Genomic DNA, 21,553 nt, shown 5'->3' with positions numbered 1-21,553 from the left:
TGGTCCCTGCAGCCACCGGCTCTCCAGACGCTGCAAAGGGCCTTTGGGAGCACGCCCTAAAATCGTTCGGGCATGCCCCTGATCACCCTCATCCTCCTCCCCTTCATCGGCAGCCTCCTGGCGGCGGTCCTGCCCACCAACGCACGCAACACCGAGTCCACGCTGGCCGGGCTCATCGCCCTGTTCTGCACGGTGCAGGCCGCGCTGTACTTTCCCCAGATAGCCGGGGGCGAAGTGCTGCGCCAGGAGATCACCTGGCTGCCCGCGCTGGGCCTGAACCTGGTGCTGCGCCTCGATGGCTTTGCCTGGATGTTCTGCATGCTGGTGCTGGGCGTGGGCTCGCTGGTGGTGCTGTATGCGCGCTACTACATGTCGGCGGCCGACCCCGTGCCGCGCTTCTTCGCCTTCTTCCTGGCCTTCATGGGCGCCATGGTGGGCGTGGTGCTCTCGGGCAACATCATCCAGATCGCGCTGTTCTGGGAGCTAACCAGCCTGTTCTCCTTTTTGCTCATCGGCTACTGGCACCACCGCAAGGATGCGCGGCGCGGCGCACGCATGGCACTCACCGTCACGGGCACGGGCGGGCTGTGCATGCTGGCCGGCATGCTGGTGCTGGGCCACATCGTGGGCAGCTACGACCTGGACCATGTGCTCGCCGCAGGCACCCTAATCCAAGCGCATCCGCTGTACCTCACGGCGCTGGTGCTGGTGCTGCTGGGCGCCTTCACCAAGAGCGCGCAGTTCCCCTTCCAGTTCTGGCTGCCCAATGCCATGGCCGCGCCCACGCCGGTATCCGCCTACCTGCACTCGGCCACCATGGTCAAGGCCGGCGTCTTCCTGCTGGCGCGGCTGTGGCCGGCCCTCGCGGGCACGGAGCAGTGGTTCTGGCTGGTGGGTGGCGCGGGCCTGTGCACGCTGCTGGTCGGTGGCTATGCGGCCATGTTCCAGCACGACCTCAAGGGGCTGCTGGCCTACTCCACCATCTCGCACCTGGGCCTCATCACCTTGCTCCTGGGCCTGAACAGCCCGCTGGCGGCCGTGGCGGCGGTCTTCCACATCATGAACCACGCGACCTTCAAGGCCTCGCTGTTCATGGCCGCCGGCATCGTGGACCATGAAAGCGGCACGCGCGATATCCGCCGCCTCTCGGGCCTGTGGCGCATGATGCCCATTACCGGCACGCTGGCCATGGTGGCCAGCGCCGCCATGGCCGGCGTGCCACTGCTCAACGGCTTTCTGTCCAAGGAAATGTTCTTCGCCGAGACGGTGTTCGTGAACACCGTGCCCTGGCTCGAAGTGCTGCTGCCCGTGGCCGCCACGGTGGCCGGCATCTTCAGCGTGGCCTACTCGCTGCGCTTCATCGCGGACGTCTTCTTCGGCCCGCCCGCCACCGACCTGCCGCACACGCCGCACGAGCCCCCGCACTGGATGCGCGTGCCGGTCGAGTTGCTGGTGCTGGCCTGCCTGGTGGTGGGCATGCTGCCGGCCTGGTCCGTGGGCGCGGTGCTGCAGGCCGCCGCACGGCCCGTCGTCGGAGGCGAACTGCCCACCTACAGCCTGGCGGTCTGGCACGGTTTCAATACCCCCTTTGTGATGAGCCTGGTGGCCCTGGCGGGCGGCGTGGCGCTGTACCTGCTGCTGCGCTGGCTGCGCGCACGCGGCGCGCTCGACGCCCCCCCGCTCATGCACCACATCAGCGGCCAGCGCCTGTTCGACGGGACCCTGGCGCGCCTGTCGCTGGCCGGGCGCAACGGCCGGCGCCTGCTGGGCACCGGGCGGCTGCAGTGGCAGATGCTGTGGCTGGTGGTCGCGGCCCTGGTGGCCGGCACGCTGCCGCTGTGGGTGCGCGGGCTGCCCAGCGGCACGCGCGAGCAGCTGCCGCTGTCGCCCGCGTTCGCGCTGCTCTGGCTGCTGGGCGCGCTGTGCGCCGTGGCCGCCGCCTGGCAGGCCAAGTACCACCGGCTGGCCGCGCTCACCCTGCTGGGCGGCGCGGGGCTGTGCACCTGCCTGACCTTCCTGTGGTTCTCGGCACCCGACCTGGCACTCACACAGATCGTGGTGGAGGTGGTGACCACCATCCTCATCCTGCTGGGCCTGCGCTGGCTGCCGCGGCGCGACGAGAGCCTGCGCGTGCCCACGCTGTCGCAGGCGCGCCGCACGCAGCTGCGCCGCTACCGCGACATGGCCCTGGCCCTGCTCGCGGGCACCGGCATGGCGCTGCTGTCCTTCGCCATGATGAGCCGGCCCTTCCCCGAGAGCACCTCCACCTTCTTCCTGGAGCGCGCGCTCAGCGAGGGCGGCGGCACCAACGTGGTCAACGTGATGCTGGTGGACTTCCGCGGCTTCGACACCTTCGGCGAGATCGTGGTGCTGGGCATCGTGGCGCTCACGGTGTATGCGCTGCTGCGGCGCTTCCGCCCGGCGCGCGAGGTGATGGACCTGCCACCGCAGCAGCGCGCCGTGCCCGCCGACGTGGCCACCGACCTGGCCAACCCGCGCCAGACCGCAGACACCGCCGTGGGCTACCTCATGGTGCCCGCCGTGCTGGTGCGCCTGCTGCTGCCCTTTGCGACCATGGTGGCGGTCTACCTCTTCATGCGCGGGCACAACGAGCCCGGTGGCGGCTTCGTGGCCGGCCTGGTGTTCTCGGTGGCCCTGGTGCTGCAGTACATGGTGTCGGGCACCTCCTGGGTCGAAGCCCACCTGCCGCTGTACCCGCGCCGCTGGATCGGCACTGGCCTCTTGACCGCGCTGGCCACGGGCCTGGGCGCCCTGTTCTGGGGCTACCCCTTCCTCACCAGCCACACGGCCCACCTGCACCTGCCCGTGGTGGGCGAGATCCACGTGGCCAGCGCCCTGTTCTTCGACATCGGGGTGTTCACGCTGGTCGTGGGCTCCACCCTGCTGATCCTCACGGCCATCGCCCACCAGTCGGTGCGCAGCCACCGCTTCAACGCCCGCGCCGCCGAGGAGGCGCAGGAGGAGCAGGCCGTCGCCCTGGCCGCGCTGGCGGCAACCCCCATCCACAACAACACAGGAGGAATCCGCTGATGGAACTGATACTCGCCCTGGCCATCGGCATCCTCACCGGCTCCGGCGTGTGGCTGCTGCTGCGCCCCCGCACCTTCCAGGTCATCATGGGCCTGGCATTGCTGTCGTATGCCGTGAACCTGTTCATCTTCAGCATGGGCCGGCTGGGCCTGGCCATCGACAAGGAGCCCGTGCTGCAGCAAGGCCTGCCGCAGGACCTGCAGCACTATGCCGACCCCATGCCCCAGGCGCTCACGCTCACGGCCATCGTGATCGGCTTCGCCATGACGGCGCTGTTCCTCGTGGTGCTGCTGGCCTCGCGTGGCATGTCGGGCACCGACCATGTGGACGGCACCAAGGGCCAGGACGGGCAGGAGCTGCCATGACGGGCGATTTCACCGCGCGCGTGACGGCGCTGCTCATGCCCCACCTGATCCTGGCGCCCATCGCGCTGCCCATGCTCACGGCCGGGCTCATGCTGCTGCTGCGCGAAGAACGCCAGCGCACCAAGGTGGCCATGAACGTGGTCTCCACCTTCCTCGGCCTGGTGGTGGCCGTGCTGCTGCTGGTGCAGGCCAAGCAGCCCGGCGTGCAGACCAGCCTGGGGGTGTACCTGCCCGGCAACTGGCCCGCACCCTTCGGCATCGTGCTGGCGCTCGATCGCCTCTCGGCCATGATGCTGGTGCTGGCCAGCACAGTGGCCTTGGCCACGGTGCTGTTCTCCGCCGCGCGCTGGCACAAGGCGGGGGTGCATTTCCATCCGCTGTTCCAGTTCCAGCTCATGGGCCTGTCGGGTGCCTTCCTCACGGCCGACCTGTTCAACCTGTTCGTGTTCTTCGAGATCATGCTGGCGGCCTCCTACGGCCTGCTGCTGCATGGCTCGGGGCGCCCACGTGTGGCCGCGGGGCTGCACTACATCGCCATCAACCTGGCGGCCTCGTCGCTGTTCCTGATCGGCGTGTCCATGCTCTACGGCATCACCGGCACGCTGAACATGGCCGACCTGGCGCGCGGCATCGCGGGCATCGACCCGTCCGACCGCGGCCTGCTGCACGCGGGTGCGGGCATCCTCGCCGTGGCCTTCCTCATCAAGGCCGCCGTCTGGCCGCTCAACTTCTGGCTGGTGCCGGCCTACAGCGCGGCCACGGCGCCGGTGGGTGCGTTGTTCGCGCTCATGACCAAGGTGGGGGTCTACAGCATCCTCAGGCTGTGGACACTGATGTTCAGCAGCGGTGCGGGCGACTCGGCCCAGTTCGGCAGCCAGTGGATCGTGGGTGCGGGCCTGGTGACCATGTGCTTCGGCGCCCTGGGCATGCTGGGCTCCCAGCGCCTGGGGCACCTGGCGGGCTATGCCGCCATCCTGTCCTCGGGCACGCTGCTCGCGGCGCTGGGCTTCGGGCAGAACCTGCTCACGGCCGGCCTGCTGTACTACCTGCTGGGCTCCACCCTGGCCGTGAGCGCGATGTTCCTGCTGACCGACCTGATCGAGCGCTGGCGCAACGATGGCGCCAGCCTGGCGCCACACGAGCAGACCGACGACGCGCCCTTTCTCGCCGCCGACCTGGTGCACACCCAGGGCCTGAACCTGGACGAGAAGGAAGAGGTGCTGATCGGCCAGGTCATCCCGGCGGCCGTGGCCTTCCTGGGCCTGGCCTTCCTGGCCTGCACCCTGGTGATCGCCGGGCTGCCGCCGCTACCGGGCTTCGTGGGCAAGTTCGCGATGATCCACGCCCTGCTCAACCCGCTGGGCCTCGGGTCCTCGGGCGGCTTCGTACTGGGCTCTGGCGGCTGGGCACTGCTCGCGCTGATGGTGGGCACGGGCCTCTTGGCGCTGATTGCGCTCACGCGCGCCGGCATCCGCCACTTCTGGGCCTCGCACGACCGCGCCGCACCCAAGCTGCTGGTGCTCGAGGGCCTGCCCATTGCCCTGCTGCTCACGGGCTGCGCGCTGCTGGCCTGGCAGGCCGGTGCCGTGATGCGCTACACCCAGGCCACGGCCGATGCGCTGCACGCCCCCGGCACCTATGTGCAGGCCGTGATGTCGGCCAGACCCGTGCCCAACTCGCCCGGCACCGCACCGGGCGCCAACGGAAGGCCGCAGTGATGATCAAGCGCATCCTCCCCGCCCCCATGCTGTCGCTGGCGCTGCTCGCGCTGTGGCTGCTGCTCAACCGCTCGCTGAGCGCCGGCAACTTCGTGCTGGGTGGCGTTCTGGCGCTGGCCATACCGCTGCTCACGGCCGGCCTGCGCCCCCTGCCCGTGCGCATCCGTGCGCCGGGCGCAGTGCTGCGCCTGGCCCTCACGGTGATGGGCGACACCGTGCAGTCCAACATTGCGGTGGCGCGCCTGCTGCTGGCCCCGGGCCGCAGGCGCCACCCCTCGGGCTTCGTGCAGATCCCGCTGGAGCTGCGCGACGCCAACGCCCTGGCGGTACTGGCCATCATCGTGAGCATCGCCCCCGGCACGGCCTGGGCCGAGCTGTCGGTGGACCGCAGCATGCTGATGCTGCATGTGCTGGAAGTGGACGATGCCGACGCCATCGCCGCACAGATCAAGCGGCGCTACGAGCGCCCCCTGATGGAGATATTCGAATCATGACCCCCATCCTCTCCTGGGCGCTGCCTGCGGCCCTGTTCATGTTGGTACTGGCCATGGGCTGCGCACTGGCGCGCCTGCTCAAGGGTCCCTCGGCCCAGGACCGCGTGCTCGCATTGGACTGCATGTACCTCAACGGCATGCTGCTCATGCTGGTGCTGGGCCTGCTGTACGGCAGCAAGAACTACTTCGAGGCGGCGCTGCTGCTGGCGCTGTTCAGCTTCGTGGGCTCGGTGGCCATGGCCAAGTTCCTGCTGCGCGGCGAGGTGATCGAATGAACGGCGCCACCACCGCCCTGCCCCTGTGGCTGGAGATCGTGGTCGCCCTGCTGGTGCTGCTGGGCGCGGGCATGGCGCTCCTGGGCTCGCTCGGCCTGCTGCGCCTGCGCAGCTTCTTCGAGCGCCTGCACGCCCCATCCATCGCCGCGACCATGGGCTGCTGGTGCATCATGCATGCCACGGTGGTCTATTTCTCGGTGGTCGACGGCAGCCTGGCGCTGCATGCCCTGCTGATCGCGGGCTTCGTGGCCATCACGGTGCCCGTGACCTCGATCTTCCTCATGCGCGCGGCGCTGTTCCGCGCGCGCCAGGCAGGCCAGCCCGGCGTGCCGCCCAGCCTGAGCGGCCCCGCCCCCGAGGGCCGCAAGGACCTTTGATGCGGCCAGGCCCGCGCGGCGCGCGGGCCTGAACCCTCAGGCAACGGAGCCGAAGCCGCCGCCCCCGGGCGTGTGGATCTCGAACACATCGCCCGGCTGCATCTGCGCCTGGCCTATGTGGTCCAGTTGCTCCACGCGGCCATCGGCGCGCACCACCTTGTTGATGCCCACCGCACCGGGTGAGCCCCCTGCCATGCCGAAGGCACCATGGTGGCGGCCGTTGGAGAGGATGCTGGCCGTCATGGGCTCCAGGAAGCGCACGCGGCGCACACCGCCATCGCCGCCCGCCCAGCGCCCGGCCCCGCCCGAGCCCTTGCGGATTTCGTAGCCTTCGAGCCGCACCGGGAAGCGGAACTCCAGCACCTCGGGGTCCGTGAGGCGCGAGTTGGTCATGTGGCACTGCACCACGCCCGTGCCCGCAAAGCCATCCACCAGCGCGCCCGCAGCATCCCACACGCCGCCCGCACCGCTGCCGCCCGAGATGGTCTCGTAGTACTGGTAGCGCTCGCTGCCGAAAGTGAAGTTGTTCATGGTGCACTGCCCCGCCGCCATCAGGCCCAGCGCGCCGTAGATGGCGTTGGTGATGCAGGTCGAGGTCTCGACGTTGCCCGCCACCACCGAGGCCGGCGGGTTGGGGTTGAGCATGGAGCCCTGCGGGATGATGACCTTGAGCGGCTTCAGGCAGCCCGCGTTGAGCGGGATGTCGTCCTGCACCAGGGTGCGGAACACGTAGAGCACCGCTGCCATGCACACCGCCGTGGGGGCGTTGAAGTTGTGCGTCTGCTGCGCGCTGGTGCCGGTGAAGTCGATCTCGGCGCTGCGGTTCGCCGCGTCCACGCGCACGGCCACGCTGATCTGCGAGCCGTTGTCCAGCGGCAGGGTGAACTGCCCGTCCTTGAGGCGCGTGATCACGCGGCGCACCGACTCCTCGGCGTTGTCCTGCACGTGGCGCATGTAGGCCTGCACGACATCGAGGCCGAACTCGCCGACCATGCGGCGCAGCTCCTGCTGGCCCTTTTCGTTGGCGGCGATCTGCGCGCGCAGGTCGGCCATGTTCTGCTGGGGGTTGCGCGAGGGGTATTCGCCGCTCTCCAGCAGCGCGACCATTGCGGCCTCGCGCAGCACCCCGCGCTCGACCAGCTTCACGTTGTTGATCTGCACGCCCTCTTCCTCGATGCGCGTGGAGAACGGTGGCATGGAGCCCGGCGTGATGCCGCCCACATCCGCATGGTGGCCGCGGCTGCCCACGTAGAAGGTGGGCGCAGCCTCCTCGCCGATGTAGACCGGCGTGATCACCGTGATGTCGGGCAGGTGGGTGCCGCCGTGGTAGGGGTCATTGAGCACGAACACGTCGCCGGGCTGCATGCGGCCCGCGTTGTCCCGGATCACGGTCTTGATGCTCTCGCCCATGGAGCCCAGGTGCACCGGCATGTGAGGCGCGTTGGCAATCAGGTTGCCCTCGGCATCGAACAGCGCGCAGCTGAAATCGAGGCGCTCCTTGATGTTCACCGAGTAGGCCGTGTTCTGCAGCTGCAGGCCCATCTGCTCGGCGATGTTCATGAACAGGTTGTTGAACACTTCGAGCAGCACCGGGTCCACCGTGGTGCCCACAGCGTGCTGCACGGCACGTGCCACGCGGCGCTCCAGCAGCAGGTGGTCGAGCTCGGTGAGCTGCGCCTCCCAGCCGGGCTCGACGATGGTGGTGGCATTCTTCTCGGCGATGATGGCCGGGCCGGGGATCACATCGCCCGGGCGCAGATCCTCGCGCACCACCAGGGCAGCATCGTGCCAGGCCGGCACGCCGTCGGTGCCGCCGGTGTACATGCGCACCGTGCTGCGGCGCGGCACTTCGCGCGCGGCCTGCAGCGCATGGCGCGGCTCCAGGGCGGCATCGCCGGCAACCACGGCCTCGACCGAGACCGCCTCCACCACCAGGCCCTTGCCCTGCATCAGAAAGGCAAAGCGCTGGCGGTACGCGGATTCGAAGCCTGCGGTGATGGCCACCACATCGCCGAACGGGACGATGAGCGCAGAGTCGCTGCCCTCGTAGCGCACATGCACGCGCCGGTGCACCGTGGCGGTGCCATCTCCCGCCTGCTGCTCCAGTTCGGCGCGCGCCGCCGTGGCCAGGCGCTCCAGCACGGCCTCGATCTCGGCCAATGCCTCGGGGGCAAGCTTGCGCTCCACGGCCTGTTCGCGGATCACGTTCTGGTCCGCCAGGCCCATGCCGTAGGCGCTGAGCACGCCCGCCAGCGGGTGCACGAACACGCGCGTCATGCCCAGGGCGTCGGCCACCAGGCAGGCATGCTGGCCGCCCGCACCGCCAAAGCACTGCAGGGTGTAGCGCGTCACGTCGTAGCCGCGCGCCACCGAGATCTTCTTGATGGCATTGGCCATCTGCTGCACGGCGATCTGGATGAAGCCATGGGCCACATCCTCGCCCGCACGGCCGGTCTGCTCTGACAGCGCGGCGAACTTCTGCGCCACGGCCTCGCCGTCCAGCGCCTCGTTGGCCGCATGGCCGAACACGCGCGGAAAATGCGCGGGCTGGATCTTGCCCACCATCACGTTCGCATCGGTCACGGCCAGCGGGCCGCCGCGGCGGTAGCTGGCCGGGCCAGGGTTGGCACCCGCGCTCTCGGGCCCCACGCGAAAGCGTGCGCCGTCGAAGCCGAGGATGGAGCCCCCGCCCGCCGCCACGGTGTGGATGCTCATCATGGGCGCGCGCATGCGCACGCCGGCCACCTGGGTCTCGAACTCGCGCTCGAACTCGCCCGCATAGTGGCTCACATCGGTCGACGTGCCGCCCATGTCGAAGCCGATCACGCGCTGGTGCCCGGCCAGGCCCGCCGTGCGCGCCATGCCCACGATGCCGCCGGCCGGGCCGGACAGGATCGCGTCCTTGCCCTGGAAGGCATGGGCATCGGTCAGCCCGCCCGAGGACTGCATGAAGTACAGCGGCACACCGGGCATCTCGCCAGCCACCTGCTCCACGTAGCGGCGCAGGATGGGCGAGAGGTAGGCATCGACCACCGTGGTGTCGCCACGGCTCACCAGCTTCATCATGGGACTGGTGGCATGCGATGCGCTGACCTGGGTGAAGCCGGCCTCGCGCGCAATGCGGGCCGCCGCCTCCTCATGCGCGGTGTAGCGGTAGCCGTGCATGAAGACCACGGCCGCGCTGCGCAGGCCCGCGTCGTAGGCGGCCCACAGGCGTTCCTTGAGGTGCGCCTCGTCGAGCGCCTCGATCACCTCGCCGTGCGCGCCCACGCGCTCCTGCGCCTCGATCACGCGGCTGTACAGCAGCTCGGGCAGCACGATGTGGCGGTCGAACAGGCGCGGCCGGTTCTGGTAGGCGATGCGCAGCGCATCGCGAAAGCCCTTGGTGGTGATGAGCAGCGTGGGCTCGCCCTTGCGTTCGAGCAGCGCGTTGGTGGCCACCGTGGTGCCCATCTTCACGCATTCCACCAGCGCCGGCGTCACGGCCTCGCCGGGCGCCAGGCCCAGCAGGTGGCGGATGCCGGCCACGGCCGCATCCTTGTACTGCTCGGGGTTTTCGGACAAGAGCTTGTGCGTGACCAGCGTGCCATCGGGGCGCTTGCCCACCACGTCGGTGAAGGTGCCCCCCCGGTCGATCCAGAATTGCCAGCGTGCGGGATGGGTGGAGGCAGAGGAAGCCATCGTCATGGAATCGGTAGGTAAAAGAGAAGAGGCCAATGGAAGGGGCGGCAACCCGTCACAGGGAGGCGGCCGAGCGCGCCGCCTGGTCGTACATGCCCGAGAGCACACGCAGCAAACGGGCCAGCTCGCCGATGTCGCGGTTCAGGGCGTCGTCGGCGTGCAGGGCGTCGATCAGGCAGCGCTCGCGGATCTCGCGGTAGCGCTGCACGTAGGCACGGCCGGTGTCGGTGGCCGCATAGGTCACCTCCTTGCCATTCTTCTGGGAGGCCACCACGCCCAGGTTCTGCAACTTCTTCAGGGCGTAGTTCACGAGGTGGGTGTCCTCCACGTTCATGATGAAGCAGATGTCGGCCAGGCGCTTGTCGCGCGCCCGGTGCGTCACGTGGTGCAGCACCACCACATCCAGCGGGGTGAGGTCGCGCAGGCCCGCGGCCGCCATGCAGTGCACCACCCAGCGGTGGAAGGCATTGCCCGCGACGATGAGGCCGAACTCGAACTCGCTCATCTCGGCACTCTGGGCCGATACCAGGTGCGCTGAGGACACGATGGGCCCGGAATCGCGCTTGGCACTGGCCGCAGGTTTCATGGAAGATGCCCTTGCAAGAAGTCAGAACTGGCACGGGATGTGCATGCGGCAATTGTAGGCAAGTCACCGATGATTTGTTGGCAATTTGTCAACGTTCAGGCAAAACACCTATGCGGTAACGAGTTGTTTTCGATACAGTCGTCTGACTTCTCCACCCACGCCTTTTCCACCTGCGGAGCACTCCATGAAGCGTCGAATCTTCCCCGCCACGGCCATCGGCCTGGCCCTGGCCCTCGGTTTCAGCGCCACCTCCATGGCCCAGACCAAATGGGACCTGGCAGCCGCCTACCCGGTCAGCAACTTCCACACCGAGAACCTGGTGCAGTTCGCCAAGGACGTGGACACGGCCACCGCAGGCAAGCTCAAGATCACGGTGCATGCCAATGCCTCGCTCTTCAAGGCCAACGAGATCAAGCGCGCCGTGCAGGGCGGCCAGGCCCCTGCGGGCGAGATCCTGCTGGGCAACTTCGAGAACGAGAACCCGCTGTACGGCGTGGACGGCATCCCCTTCCTGGCCACCTCGTACGCCGATTCCAAGCGCCTGTACGACGCCCAGAAGGCCTCGCTGGACAAACTGCTGGGCACCCAGGGCATGAAGCTGCTGTATGCCGTGGCCTGGCCACCGCAGGGCATTTACGCCAAGAAGGAACTGGGCTCGGTGGCCGACCTGCGCGGCATCAAGTGGCGCGCCTACAGCCCCGCCACCGCCAAGATCGCCGAGCTGATCGGTGCCCAGCCCGTGACCATCCAGGCCGCCGAACTGTCGCAGGCCCTGGCCACCGGCGTGGTGGAAGCCACCATGACCTCGGGCTCCACCGGCTATGACAGCAAGATCTACGAGAGCATCAAGCTGTTCCACGACACCCAGGCCTGGCTGCCCAAGAACGCCGTCATCGTGAACAAGAAGGCCTTCGACGCGCTGGACAAGCCCAGCCAGGACGCCCTGCTCAAGGCATCGGCCGAAGCCGAGACGCGCGGCTGGAAGGTCAGCGCCGAAAAGACCGAGTGGTACAAGAAGGCCCTGGCCGAGAAGGGCATGAAGATCGTCACCCCTGCGCCCAAGCTCATGGCCGACATGCGCCAGGTCGGCGAAATCATGCTGGCCGACTGGCTCAAGAAGGCCGGTCCCGATGGCGAGGCCATCATCACGGCCTACCGCAAGAGCGCGCCGGCTGCCGCGCCAGCCAAGAAGTGACGATGCTGCGCCGCTGGCTCGACCGCATCTACCTGGGCGCCGGTGCCGTGGGCGCCGGCTTCATCGTGCTGATCTGCGTGCTCATGGTGGCGCAGAGCATCATGCGCGAGCTGGGCCTGCGCACCGGGGCCATCAACGACATCGTGGCCTGGTTCTGCGCGGCCGCCGCCTTCCTGGCCATGGCCCATGCCTTCAAGCACGGTGACTTCGTGCGCGTCACGCTGCTGCTGGAAAAGCTGCCGCCCCGGCGCTGCCGCCAGCTCGAGGTGGTGTCGCTGGCCATCGGCTCGGTGGCCGTGGGCTACCTCATGTGGGCCGCCTGCAGCTACACCTACGAAAGCTGGGAGTTCAACGACATCTCCCAGGGCCTGCTGCCCATGCCGCTGTGGATTCCGCAGCTGAGCTTTGCACTCGGCTCCATCCTGCTGTGGGTGGCCGTGGTCGACGAGTTCATCATCGTGCTACGCGGCGGCGTGCCGACCTTCGTGCGCGCGGTCGAAGAGCGCCACGCCAAGGGCGATTTCTCTTCTGACATCTGAACCCCGCCACCCATAACAACAACAGGCCGCCAGCCATGCTGCGGCCACAAGAAAGCACGACATGGATATTCTGATGGTGGGCGGCATCCTGCTGCTGCTGATGCTGGTGCTGCTGTCCGGCGGGGTCTGGATCGCCATGACCCTGGCCATCTGCGGCTGGGTGGGCCAGGCCTTCTTCACCTCCACGCAGCCGGCCAAGAACCTGTTCTCGGCCTTCTGGGAGAGCAATGCGAGCTGGGAGCTCGCGGCCCTCCCGCTGTTCATCTGGATGGGCGAGATCCTGTTCCGCACCAAGCTGTCCGAAGAGATGTTCGAGGGCCTGCGCCCCTGGCTGAACCGCGTGCCGGGCCGGCTGATGCACACCACCATCCTGGGCTGCGGCATCTTCGGCTCGGTCTCGGGCTCGTCGGCCGCCACCTGCGCCACCATCAGCAAGGTGGCCCTGCCCGAGCTCATGCGGCGCGGCTACGACGAAAAGCTGGCGCTGGGCTCGCTGGCCACGGCCGGCACCCTGGGCATCCTGATCCCGCCGTCCATCACCATGGTGGTGTACGCGGTTGCGGCCGATGCCTCCATCATCCGCATCTTCCTGGCAGGCTTTCTGCCCGGCATCCTGCTGATGCTGCTGTTCTCGGGCTACATCGGCTGGTGGAGCCTGCGCAACCCCGACAAGGTGCCCTCGGCCGACCCACCCTCCACGCTGCGCGAGAAGATCCGCAAGTCGGGCAACCTGATCCCAGTGGGCCTGCTCATCGTGTTCATCGTGGTGGTGCTGGTCACCGGCTATGCCACGGCCACCGAGTGCGCAGCCTTCGGCGTGCTGGGCTCGCTGGGTCTGGCGCTGTGGAGCCGCTCGCTGACCTGGCAGAACTTCAAGGACGGGCTGATGGGCACCACGCGCACCAGCTGCATGATCATGTTCATCCTGGCCGGCGCCGCCTTCCTCACCAAGACCATGGCCTTCACCGGCATCCCGCGCGAGCTGGCCGAATGGGTGAACGCCATGCACCTGTCGCCCTTCGCACTGATCAGCGTGCTGGTGGTGGTCTACCTGGTGCTGGGCACCGCCCTGGACGGCATCAGCATGATCGTGCTGACCAGCGCCGTGGTGCTACCCATGATCCAGCAGGCCGGGTTCGACCTGATCTGGTTCGGCATCTTCATCGTGCTCCTGGTCGAGATCGCCGAGGTCACGCCGCCCGTGGGTTTCAACCTCTTCGTGCTGCAGAACATGACCGGCAAGGACAGCAACACGATTGCCCGCGCCGCCATTCCCTTCTTCCTGTGCCTGGTGGTCTGCATCGCGATCATCACGGCGTTCCCGCAGATCGTGACCATCTTGCCGGACCTGGTCATGGGGGCGGAGAAGTAGGCGCCCACCGAGGCGCTGCGCGCCAAGGTGCGTCTGCCAGAGGCGGGCGCGCTGGGCTGTGCCGCGCCTGCATCCAACGCTTCGGCCACAATGGCGGCCACACATTTTTCCTGGGAGAGATCACACCATGCTTGCAGTCGTTGCCATCTGCATGGGCGCCAGCCTGGGTGCGCTGGCGCGTTGGCGGCTGGGCCTGTGGCTGTCCACGGCGGGCTCGGTACTGCCCTGGGGCACGCTTGCGGCCAATCTGATCGGCGGCTACCTCATCGGCGTGTGCGTGGCGGTGTTCCAGGCCCTGCCGCAGCTCGATCCGGCCTGGCGACTGGCGCTGGTCACGGGCTTCCTGGGCGGGCTCACCACGTTCTCGAGCTTTTCGGCCGAGGTGGTGGCCATGCTGGTGCAGCAGCGCTATGCCCTGGCGCTGGGCACGGCGGGGCTGCACGTGCTGGGCTCGCTGGCGCTGACCGTGCTCGGGCTGCAAAGCACCGCCTACCTGATCGGCAGGAGCGCCGGGTGAAGCAGGCGGCGAACCGGCCGTGGTGCCGTGCCTGCACTGCCGCAACCGCCTTCGGGCGGTTTTTTTTCGCCGGCCATTTAAGTTTTCGTGCGGGCGCTCCGCCTTGTGGAGGTACGGGCGACAAAACGCTGCCTGTAACCTACCAAACCAGGAGTTAACTGACATGCTTAGCCTGCACACGAATTCGGCTTCCCTCTCCGCCCAGGCAGTTTCGGGCTCGACCAACAAGGCCCTGTCCACCTCGATGACGCGCCTGTCCACCGGCTTCCGCGTGAACTCGGCCATGGACGACGCTGCCGGCCTGCAGATCGCCACCCGCCTGAACGCCCAGACCCGCGGCATGGCCGTGGCCCAGCGCAACACGCAAAACGGCATCTCCATGCTGCAGACCGCCGAAGGCGCGCTGGACGAAGTCAACAACATGATGCTGCGCATGAAGGACCTGGCCACGGAAGCGTCCAACGCCACCTCCAGCGCCGCCGACAAGACCGCCATGGACGCCGAATTCGACGCCCTGGCCGCTGAAATCGACAGCATCATGACCAACACCAAGTTCGGTGGCCAGGCCCTGCTGACCGGCGGTACCTTCGCTGCTGCGGCGACCTTCCAGATCGGTGCTTCGGGCGCGGAAACCTACGCCTTCGATGCCAGCGCCTCGATGACCGCCCTGGCCACGGCCATCACCGCCCTCAAGGGTGGCGACATCACCGCCGCCGGCAACGGCGTCATCGCCCTGGCAGACACCGCCTCGGCCGCCGTGGGCACGCTGCGTTCGGCCATGGGTGCCGCCGCCAACCGCCTGGACCATGTGTACAACAACCTGTCCAACATGACCCAGAACACCGAAGCCGCCAAGGGCCGCATCCTGGATGTGGACTACGCATCGGAATCGGCCAACATGACCACCAAGCAGATGCTGATGCAAGCCAGCACCAGCATGCTCAAGCAGTCCAACAGCATGTCGCAGCTGGCCCTGTCGCTGCTGCAATAAGGCGCTCTTGCAGCACCCGGGCGGGCCTTCGGGCCGGCCCGCACCAGCCAACCGCATGCGGTTGGCTTTTTTTTGGCAATCACCACCCCTGACGACGGGAGCATGGCATGGCTTTGGAGCGACTGGGCAGCAGCCCCGCACCAGCGGGTGCCCCGGGGCGGGCGCTGGCAGCGCGCCCTGGCGCCGCCTTTCCGGCCACGGCCACCACCGCCCTCTCGCGGCTCGACCCGGTGGAGCCCCTGCTGCGCCTGCGCGTCACGGCCGCTTTCGATGGCGGCCTGCTGGCCCGCGGGCCCGAGGGGCAGCCCGTCCAGATCCCGGCCTCGGCCCTCGCGGGCCAGCGCTGGGAGCCCGGGCAGCTGCTGCTGGTGCGTGTGGTGGCCACCACGCCGCAACTGGAGCTGGCCGTGCTCGGCCCTGCCGAGGAGGGCATGGCCCCGTCCGTGGCAACGGCCCGCGGCGGCAGTGATGCCGGGGCCCGGTCGCAGACCCCGACACCCGCCCTGCTCCCCGACCAGGCTGGCATCCACCGCCTGCTGCTGGCGCCGCTGCAGGTGCCGGTGCTGGCCGCGCAGTGGCGCAACCTGGTGCTGGCGCACTGGCGGCAGGCCAGCCTTGCACAAACGCCCTCAGCGGCACTGCTGCCGCAGCGAACCGATGCCATGGCCCTGGCCGGTGAGCCCCCCTACCACCAAGCCACCCAGGCCCAGCAGGCCCTGCAGGGCCTGCTGGTGTTCCACGCCCTGCTGTGGCCCGGGGTGTGGCTCACGTTCTGGCCCGCCCCGGCGCGCGCGCGACCCTCTGGTCCGCGCAGGAACCCGGCCCAGCGGCTGTGCCTGGAACTCGACCTGCCCGGCCTGGGCCCGGTGCGCGTGGACCTGGAGCTGCTGGGCACCGCCGTGGCTGCGGTGCTGAGCGCCAGCGCGGCCGATGCCGTGTCGCTGCTGCAAAGCCGCGCCACGCTGGCGGCCGCCTCGCTGGGCCGCTCCCACCTGCGCCTGCTGCACTGGCAGGTGCTGCACCAGCAGCCGCTCGCGGCCATGGCGCCGCTGCCGGCATCGGCACCGCAATGGGGCCCGGCAGACCTGGCTTTGCCGCCCGGCCTGTTCCGGGCCGCGGCCGAGGTGCTGAACGCGCTCAGCCCACCGTTCCGATGATGCTGATGTCGCGGTTCTCGGGGATCTCGTTGTACGACAGCACGGCCAGCCCCGGCGCGAACAGCCTTGCATAGCGCGCCAGTAGTGGCCGCACCTGGGGCATGACGAGCAGCAGCGGCGGCGTGGTCTGCTGCTTCATCTGGTCGCGCGCCAGCGGCATGTGGGCTTGCAGTTGCGACAGCAGGTTCGGGTCGATGGCGTAGTTGTCTAGCGCCACCTTGGCACCGCCCTGGCGCGCCTGGTTGAGCGCGCCCAGCAGCATGTTCTCGAGCTCGCTCGTGAGGTTGAAGACCTTGAGCTCGGGGCGCGGCCCGTTCAGGCCTTCGACGATCTGGCGGCGCAAGGTACAGCGCACCTCAGCGGCCATGAGGATGGGGTCCTTGGTGGTGTCCACGGTGTCGAGCAAGGTGGTGGCGATGGGCACGATGTCCTTGAGCGAGACGTTCTCGGTCAGCAGCACGCGCAGCACCTTGAGCAGTTGGGCATGCGTCATGGCCTTGGTCAGCGCCTCGGCCAGCCGGGGCGCCAGCGCCGTGAGGCGCTCCATGAGCTCCACCACGTCCTCGTGGCCGAACAGTTCGGGCAGGTTCTCGCGCACCACCTTGCCCAGGTGGGTGGCGACGACGCTGGGGATATCCACCACCTGGTAGCCCAGGCCCAGGGCATGGGCTTTGTCGTCGGGCCTGATCCAGACCACGGGCATGCCGTAGGCCGGGTCCACGCCGGGTTCGCCATCGACCTCGCCGTAGAGCTGGGGCGAGGGTATGGCCATGAGCCGGTCGGCCGGCACCTCGGCGCGGGCCACGGGCGTGCCGCGCAGCTGGATCACGTACTGCGAGGGCTTGATGCTGAGGTCATCGCGCACGGCCACAGCAGGCAGCAGCAGGCCCAGGGCCTCGCTCTGCGTCTGGCGCACGCCCTTGACGCGCTTGAGCAGGGGCGCCCCCTGGGCCTTGTCGATCAGGCCCACGAGGCGGTAGCCCAGGGCCACGGCCAGCGGCTCCACCACAGGCAGGCTGCGCCAGTCGATCTCGGCCGGAGGCTCAGCCGTGGCCAGGGTCGCGCTCAGGGCCTGGGCGTCGGTGGCCGGCAGGGGCCGCGGCGCGCGCCGGGACTGGCGCCAGCCCACGAAGGCCAGCACCGCCGCGAACCCCAGGAAGCTGAACCAGGGCATGCCCGGGATCAGGCCCAGCGCCGCCATGATCACGGCCGCGCTGTACAGCGCCTGGGGTGAAGCCAGCAACTGGCCGCTGACCTGGCTCTCGAAGTCGCCCGAGTCGCTCACGCGCGTGACGATGATGGCTGCCGCCGCCGACAGCAACAGCGCCGGGATCTGCGCCACCAGGCCGTCGCCGATGGTCAGCAGCGCATACTGGCGGAAGGCATCGCCGAACGACAGGTCGTGCATCAGCGCGCCGATGGCCACGCCCCCGATCATGTTGATGAACAGGATCAGGATGCCCGCGATGGCGTCGCCGCGCACGAACTTGGAGGCACCGTCCATGGCGCCGTAGAAGTCGGCCTCCATGCCGACCTCGCGCCGGCGCGCCTGGGCCTTTTCCTGGTTGATGAGGCCGGCGTTCAGGTCGGCGTCGATGGCCATCTGCTTGCCTGGCAGCGCATCGAGCGTGAAGCGCGCCGAGACCTCGGAGATGCGCTCCGAGCCCTTGGTCACGACCACGAAGTTGATGATCATCAGGATGACGAACACCACCAGGCCGACCACGAAGTTGCCGCCGATCACCACATTGCCGAAGGCCTCGATCACCTGGCCCGCCGCGTGCGTGCCCTCATGGCCGTGCAACAGCACCACGCGCGTGGACGCAACGTTGAGCGCCAGGCGCATCAGCGTGGTGCCCAGGATGATGGTCGGGAAGGTGGAGAACTCCAGCGGCCGGCTGACCGAGACGCTGATCAGTATCACCACGATGGCCAGCACGATGTTGAACGTGAACAGCACGTCCAGCAGCGCCGGCGGCAGCGGCAGGATGATCATGGCCAGCAGGGCCAGCAGCATCAGGGGCGAGGCAAAGCTGTAGCGGCGCAGCAGGTCGCGCAGTGCAGGCGGCAGGAAGTTCATGGCGAAGCGGGAGTCGACAGATGGGTGGGCACGGCCACGTCGGTGGGCGGGCGGGGCTCATGGGGGCGCTGGCCGGCCTTGAAGGCCTTGAGCTGCAGCACATAGTTCAGCACCAGGGCCACGGCCGTGTACAGCGGGATCGGGATCTGCTGGTGCACCTGGCTGGTGTGGTAGACGGCGCGCGCCAGCGGCGGCATGCTCACCACCTCCACACGGTGCTCGCGCGCCACCGCGCGGATGAACAGCGCCATCTCGTCCACCCCCTTGGCGACCACGAAGGGCGCCTGGGCGCGGCGCTCGTCGTACTTCAAGGCCACGGCATAGTGCTCGGGGTTGACGATCACCACATCGGCCGTGGGCACGGCCGAGCGCACGCTGCGCCGCGACAGCTGGCGCTGCAGCTGGCGGATGCGCTGCTTGACCTCGGGGCGGCCTTCGTTGCTCTTGTGCTCTTCCTTCTGGTCCTGCTTGCTCATGCGCTGGCCACGCAGAAAGAAGAACACCTGCACGGGCAGGTCGATCAGGCCGAACAGCACGAACACCAGGGCCATGGCGAACACGCCGGAGAGCGCCATGTTCCAGCCCTGCGCGAGGGCATCGCCCAGGGCCATGCCCTGCAGGCGCAGGTAGTCGGCCGCGGTGCGGGTGCACAGGTACCAGAGCACGGCCGACAGCAAGGCGGCCTTGAGCACCGACGCCACCACCCCGGCCAGGTGCTTGCCACCGAACAAGCGCCCCAGGTTGGCCAGCGGATTGAGGCGGCTGAACTTGGGCAGCAGGTTCTCCGACGAGAACACCCAGCCCCCCGGGACCAGGGAGGCCAGCAGCAGCAACAGCGGCATGAGTGCGAACGGCGCCACGAGCTTGAGCACCAGCAGCGCTGCCGCCAGAAAGAGCATGGACCAGGCGTTGTCCAGCGCGCCGTCGCCCTCCAGGTGGGCCAGGCTGTAGTGGAAGATCTGGCGAAAGTCCTGCAGGTAGCCCGGCATCAGCCAGACCAGCAGGTACAGGCTGGCCACGATGCCCACGGCGGTCACCAGGTCCTTGGAGCGGGCGGCCTGGCCCTGCTCGCGGGCCTTCCTGAGCTTCTGCGCCGAAGGCTTTTCGGTCTTGTCGCCGCTGGAGGACTCTGCCATCAGCGGCGCTCCAGCATGCTCAGGCGCAGCATCTCGAGGACCTGGGTGGTCATGCGCAGGTAGTGCTCGGGCAGGTAGCGCACCAGCAGGGCCAGCATGACCAGGCCGAACAAGGTCACCACGGAGAACCCGAGGGCGAACAGGTTCAGGGTCGGCGCCACGCGCGCGAGAAAGCCGAAACCCAGCTGCACCACGAAGGTCGCCAGCACCACCGGCAGGGCCAGCAGCAAGGCCGCCGAGAACACCCAGGCCACGTTGAACGCCACCGTGCGCAGGGCCGGCACATGGATGCCTCCGCCCACGGGCCACTGCTGGAAGCTCGCGCCCATCACCTGCGTGACGAGCAGGTGGCCGTCCATGGAAAAGAACACCAGCATGCCGAGCACCGACAGCAGGCTGGACACCACGTCCGAGGAAATGCCCGACAGCGGGTCGTTCATGGTGGCCATCGACAAGCCCATCTGGCTCGACACCAGGTAGCCCAGCACCATGATCACCGAGGTGGTGAAGTGCAGCGCCAGCCCCAGCAGGCCGCCGATGGCCGCCTGCTCGATGGTGGCCACCACCGCGTGCAGCGACAGCGGATCGATCTCCACCACCGGCCGCGCCACGGGCATCAGCACCACGGCCAGCACCAGGGACAGCAGCAGCCGCAGCGTCACGGGCACGCTGCCATCGCCCAGGATGGGCGCGGCACTGAGCAGCGCCATGGCGCGGCAGAACGGCCACCACAGGGCCAGCAGCTGGGCCAGCAGGCCGGGAAAGACAGCGTCCATGGCAGACCCGCGCGGCTAGCCCACCAGCGTGGCGGCGCGCTGAAAGATCTCCACGCAGAAATCCATCAGCAGCCCCGCCATCCAGCGGCCGCCGACAATCACCGCCAGCAGCGTGACCAAGAGGCGCGGCAGAAAGCTCAGCGTCTGCTCGTTGATCTGCGTGGCCGCCTGGAAGATCCCCACGATCAGCCCCACGATCAGCCCCGGCACGACCAGCACCGCCACCAGCAGCATCACCAGGTGCAGGCTCTCGCTGACCAGATCGACCGCAATTTCAGGCGTCAGCATGGCCACTCCCCGGATTTTTCCTCGGCGCATGGCAGCGCCCCACGGATGATGAAACCGGCGCGGCCCCGGCCAGCGCCCCCGTGCAAGGGCCGCCAAGCCGCGGATGCGGCGCTTCGCTTGCGTGCACTGGGGCCGCCCCCCCTCTGGGGGGATGGCGCGAAGCGACTCAGGGGGAAGTCCATCAATACGCCCGCACACTGGTGATCAAGGTGTTCACGGTCAGCGTCCAGCCGTCCACCAGCACGAACAGCAGCAGCTTGAGCGGCAGCGAGATCACGAGCGGCGACAGCATCATCATGCCCATGGCCATGAGCACCGAGGCCACGACGAGGTCGACCACCATGAACGGGATGAACAGCATGCAGCCCACCTGGAAGGCGGTCTTGAGCTCGCTGAGCACGAAGGCCGCGAGCTTCACGGTGAAGGCATGCTGCGCGGGCTCGGCCACCGGCGCCTCACCGGCCAGGCCCGAGATCTGCTGCAGCGCGCTCTTGCTGGTCTGCGCGAGCATGAAGCGCGAAAGCGGCTCCTCGGCGCGCTTCAGCGCGAGCTCCAGGCCGATCTTGTCCTGGTCATAGGGCACGAAGGCATGGGTCCAGATGTTCTCGCCCACGGGCCGCATCACGAGCAGGGTCAGGATCAGCGCCACGCCCGTCACGATGCGGTTGGGCAGGCCCTGCTGCAGCCCCAGGGCCTGGCGCAGCAGCGACAGGATGATCACGAAGCGCACGAAGCTGGTCATCATCAGCATCAGCACGGGCAGCAGCCCGAGCAGCGTCATGATGACCAGGACCTGCGTCTTCACGGTGAACTCGGTCTGGGCCCCCTTGGCCCCCACGCTGATCAGCGGCACCGTGTTGGCGGCCCAGGCCGTATCCGCCCCGCCCAGCGCCAGGGCGAGCAGCACCACAGCGGCCCATCCGGCCGTTCGTCGCAAGGTCATGGCAAGGTGCTC

19 protein-coding genes are annotated in these 21,553 nt (G+C 68.6%); 12 read left to right on the top strand and 7 right to left on the bottom strand.

Translation table 11 applies throughout. The annotated features are described in order from the left end of the window. Nucleotides 1-72: 72 nt before the first annotated feature. The 6 genes from HNP48_RS26235 to mnhG are packed head-to-tail and all read left to right on the top strand — an operon-like array spanning nt 73 to nt 6,280. Nucleotides 73-3,051 carry a monovalent cation/H+ antiporter subunit A gene (locus HNP48_RS26235; protein ID WP_184862720.1) on the top strand — a complete coding sequence of 993 codons (2,979 nt, stop codon included), beginning with the start codon at nt 73-75 and terminating at the stop codon, nt 3,049-3,051. Beyond that, nucleotides 3,051-3,416, top strand: a complete 366-nt coding sequence (locus HNP48_RS26230; RefSeq protein ID WP_184862718.1) for a Na+/H+ antiporter subunit C — start codon at nt 3,051-3,053, stop codon at nt 3,414-3,416. Before HNP48_RS26235 ends, HNP48_RS26230 begins: the two co-directional genes overlap by 1 nt. Continuing rightward, on the top strand, nt 3,413-5,134 hold the full coding sequence (locus HNP48_RS26225; RefSeq protein ID WP_260420392.1) for a monovalent cation/H+ antiporter subunit D: 1,722 nt from the start codon (nt 3,413-3,415) through the stop codon (nt 5,132-5,134). Before HNP48_RS26230 ends, HNP48_RS26225 begins: the two co-directional genes overlap by 4 nt. Further along, nucleotides 5,134-5,628 (top strand): Na+/H+ antiporter subunit E, encoded by a 495-nt coding sequence (locus HNP48_RS26220; RefSeq protein ID WP_184862715.1) that lies wholly within the window; start codon nt 5,134-5,136, stop codon nt 5,626-5,628. Before HNP48_RS26225 ends, HNP48_RS26220 begins: the two co-directional genes overlap by 1 nt. Further along, the gene (locus HNP48_RS26215) at nt 5,625-5,903 is read left to right on the top strand and encodes a K+/H+ antiporter subunit F (RefSeq protein WP_184862713.1); all 279 of its coding nucleotides are present in this window, start codon (nt 5,625-5,627) and stop codon (nt 5,901-5,903) included. The genes HNP48_RS26220 and HNP48_RS26215 overlap by 4 nt, the downstream gene beginning before the upstream one ends. Then, entirely contained in the window at nt 5,900-6,280 is a 381-nt protein-coding gene (gene mnhG / locus HNP48_RS26210) for a monovalent cation/H(+) antiporter subunit G (protein ID WP_184862711.1), read from the top strand. The genes HNP48_RS26215 and mnhG overlap by 4 nt, the downstream gene beginning before the upstream one ends. A gap of 36 nt (nt 6,281-6,316) precedes the next feature. On the opposite strand, the gene HNP48_RS26205 is transcribed toward mnhG, so the two are convergent. Further along, nucleotides 6,317-9,961, bottom strand: a complete 3,645-nt coding sequence (locus tag HNP48_RS26205) for a hydantoinase B/oxoprolinase family protein (RefSeq protein WP_184862876.1) — start codon at nt 9,959-9,961, stop codon at nt 6,317-6,319. Nucleotides 9,962-10,016: 55 nt separating this feature from the next. Then, nucleotides 10,017-10,547: a winged helix DNA-binding protein gene (locus HNP48_RS26200; RefSeq protein WP_184862709.1), complete on the bottom strand. Its 531-nt coding sequence runs from the start codon at nt 10,545-10,547 to the stop codon at nt 10,017-10,019. 184 nt (nt 10,548-10,731) lie between these two features. Here HNP48_RS26200 and HNP48_RS26195 point away from each other — a divergent pair, with 184 nt between their 5' ends. From HNP48_RS26195 to HNP48_RS26170, 6 genes are all read left to right on the top strand, one after another. Then, nucleotides 10,732-11,742, top strand: coding sequence for a TRAP transporter substrate-binding protein (locus HNP48_RS26195; protein WP_184862707.1), 1,011 nt, complete (start codon nt 10,732-10,734; stop codon nt 11,740-11,742). Between the two features lie 2 nt (nt 11,743-11,744). After that, nucleotides 11,745-12,281 (top strand): TRAP transporter small permease, encoded by a 537-nt coding sequence (locus HNP48_RS26190; protein ID WP_184862706.1) that lies wholly within the window; start codon nt 11,745-11,747, stop codon nt 12,279-12,281. A 61-nt stretch (nt 12,282-12,342) separates the two neighbouring features. After that, nucleotides 12,343-13,653, top strand: coding sequence for a TRAP transporter large permease (locus tag HNP48_RS26185; RefSeq protein WP_184862704.1), 1,311 nt, complete (start codon nt 12,343-12,345; stop codon nt 13,651-13,653). Between the two features lie 127 nt (nt 13,654-13,780). Continuing rightward, nucleotides 13,781-14,170, top strand: coding sequence for a fluoride efflux transporter CrcB (gene crcB / locus HNP48_RS26180; protein ID WP_184862702.1), 390 nt, complete (start codon nt 13,781-13,783; stop codon nt 14,168-14,170). 163 nt (nt 14,171-14,333) lie between these two features. Then, a complete protein-coding gene (locus tag HNP48_RS26175) occupies nt 14,334-15,161 on the top strand; it encodes a flagellin (RefSeq protein WP_184862699.1) in 828 nt (275 codons plus the stop codon). A 107-nt stretch (nt 15,162-15,268) separates the two neighbouring features. Beyond that, complete coding sequence (locus HNP48_RS26170; protein ID WP_184862696.1) at nt 15,269-16,318, top strand: hypothetical protein; 1,050 nt, start codon at nt 15,269-15,271, stop codon at nt 16,316-16,318. Here HNP48_RS26170 and HNP48_RS26165 read toward each other — a convergent pair. The 5 genes from HNP48_RS26165 to fliP all read right to left on the bottom strand — a co-directional run bounded on the left by HNP48_RS26165 (nt 16,299) and on the right by fliP (nt 21,541). Next, a complete protein-coding gene (locus tag HNP48_RS26165; protein WP_184862695.1) occupies nt 16,299-18,398 on the bottom strand; it encodes a flagellar biosynthesis protein FlhA in 2,100 nt (699 codons plus the stop codon). The two genes, HNP48_RS26170 and HNP48_RS26165, sit on opposite strands and share 20 nt — an antisense overlap. Then, nucleotides 18,395-19,534 carry a flagellar biosynthesis protein FlhB gene (locus tag HNP48_RS26160; protein ID WP_184862693.1) on the bottom strand — a complete coding sequence of 380 codons (1,140 nt, stop codon included), beginning with the start codon at nt 19,532-19,534 and terminating at the stop codon, nt 18,395-18,397. The genes HNP48_RS26165 and HNP48_RS26160 overlap by 4 nt, the downstream gene beginning before the upstream one ends. Beyond that, nucleotides 19,534-20,310, bottom strand: a complete 777-nt coding sequence (gene fliR, locus HNP48_RS26155; protein WP_184862691.1) for a flagellar biosynthetic protein FliR — start codon at nt 20,308-20,310, stop codon at nt 19,534-19,536. Before fliR ends, HNP48_RS26160 begins: the two co-directional genes overlap by 1 nt. A gap of 15 nt (nt 20,311-20,325) precedes the next feature. Continuing rightward, complete coding sequence (gene fliQ, locus HNP48_RS26150; protein ID WP_311773861.1) at nt 20,326-20,598, bottom strand: flagellar biosynthesis protein FliQ; 273 nt, start codon at nt 20,596-20,598, stop codon at nt 20,326-20,328. Between the two features lie 181 nt (nt 20,599-20,779). Further along, nucleotides 20,780-21,541, bottom strand: a complete 762-nt coding sequence (gene fliP, locus HNP48_RS26145; RefSeq protein WP_184862689.1) for a flagellar type III secretion system pore protein FliP — start codon at nt 21,539-21,541, stop codon at nt 20,780-20,782. Nucleotides 21,542-21,553 lie beyond the last annotated feature (12 nt).

The organism is Acidovorax soli (assembly GCF_014207955.1).
GTDB lineage: Bacteria > Pseudomonadota > Gammaproteobacteria > Burkholderiales > Burkholderiaceae_C > Acidovorax > Acidovorax soli_A.
The sequence above is the reverse complement of the archived record's forward strand: the minus strand, read 5'-3'. Positions and strand labels throughout refer to the sequence as shown.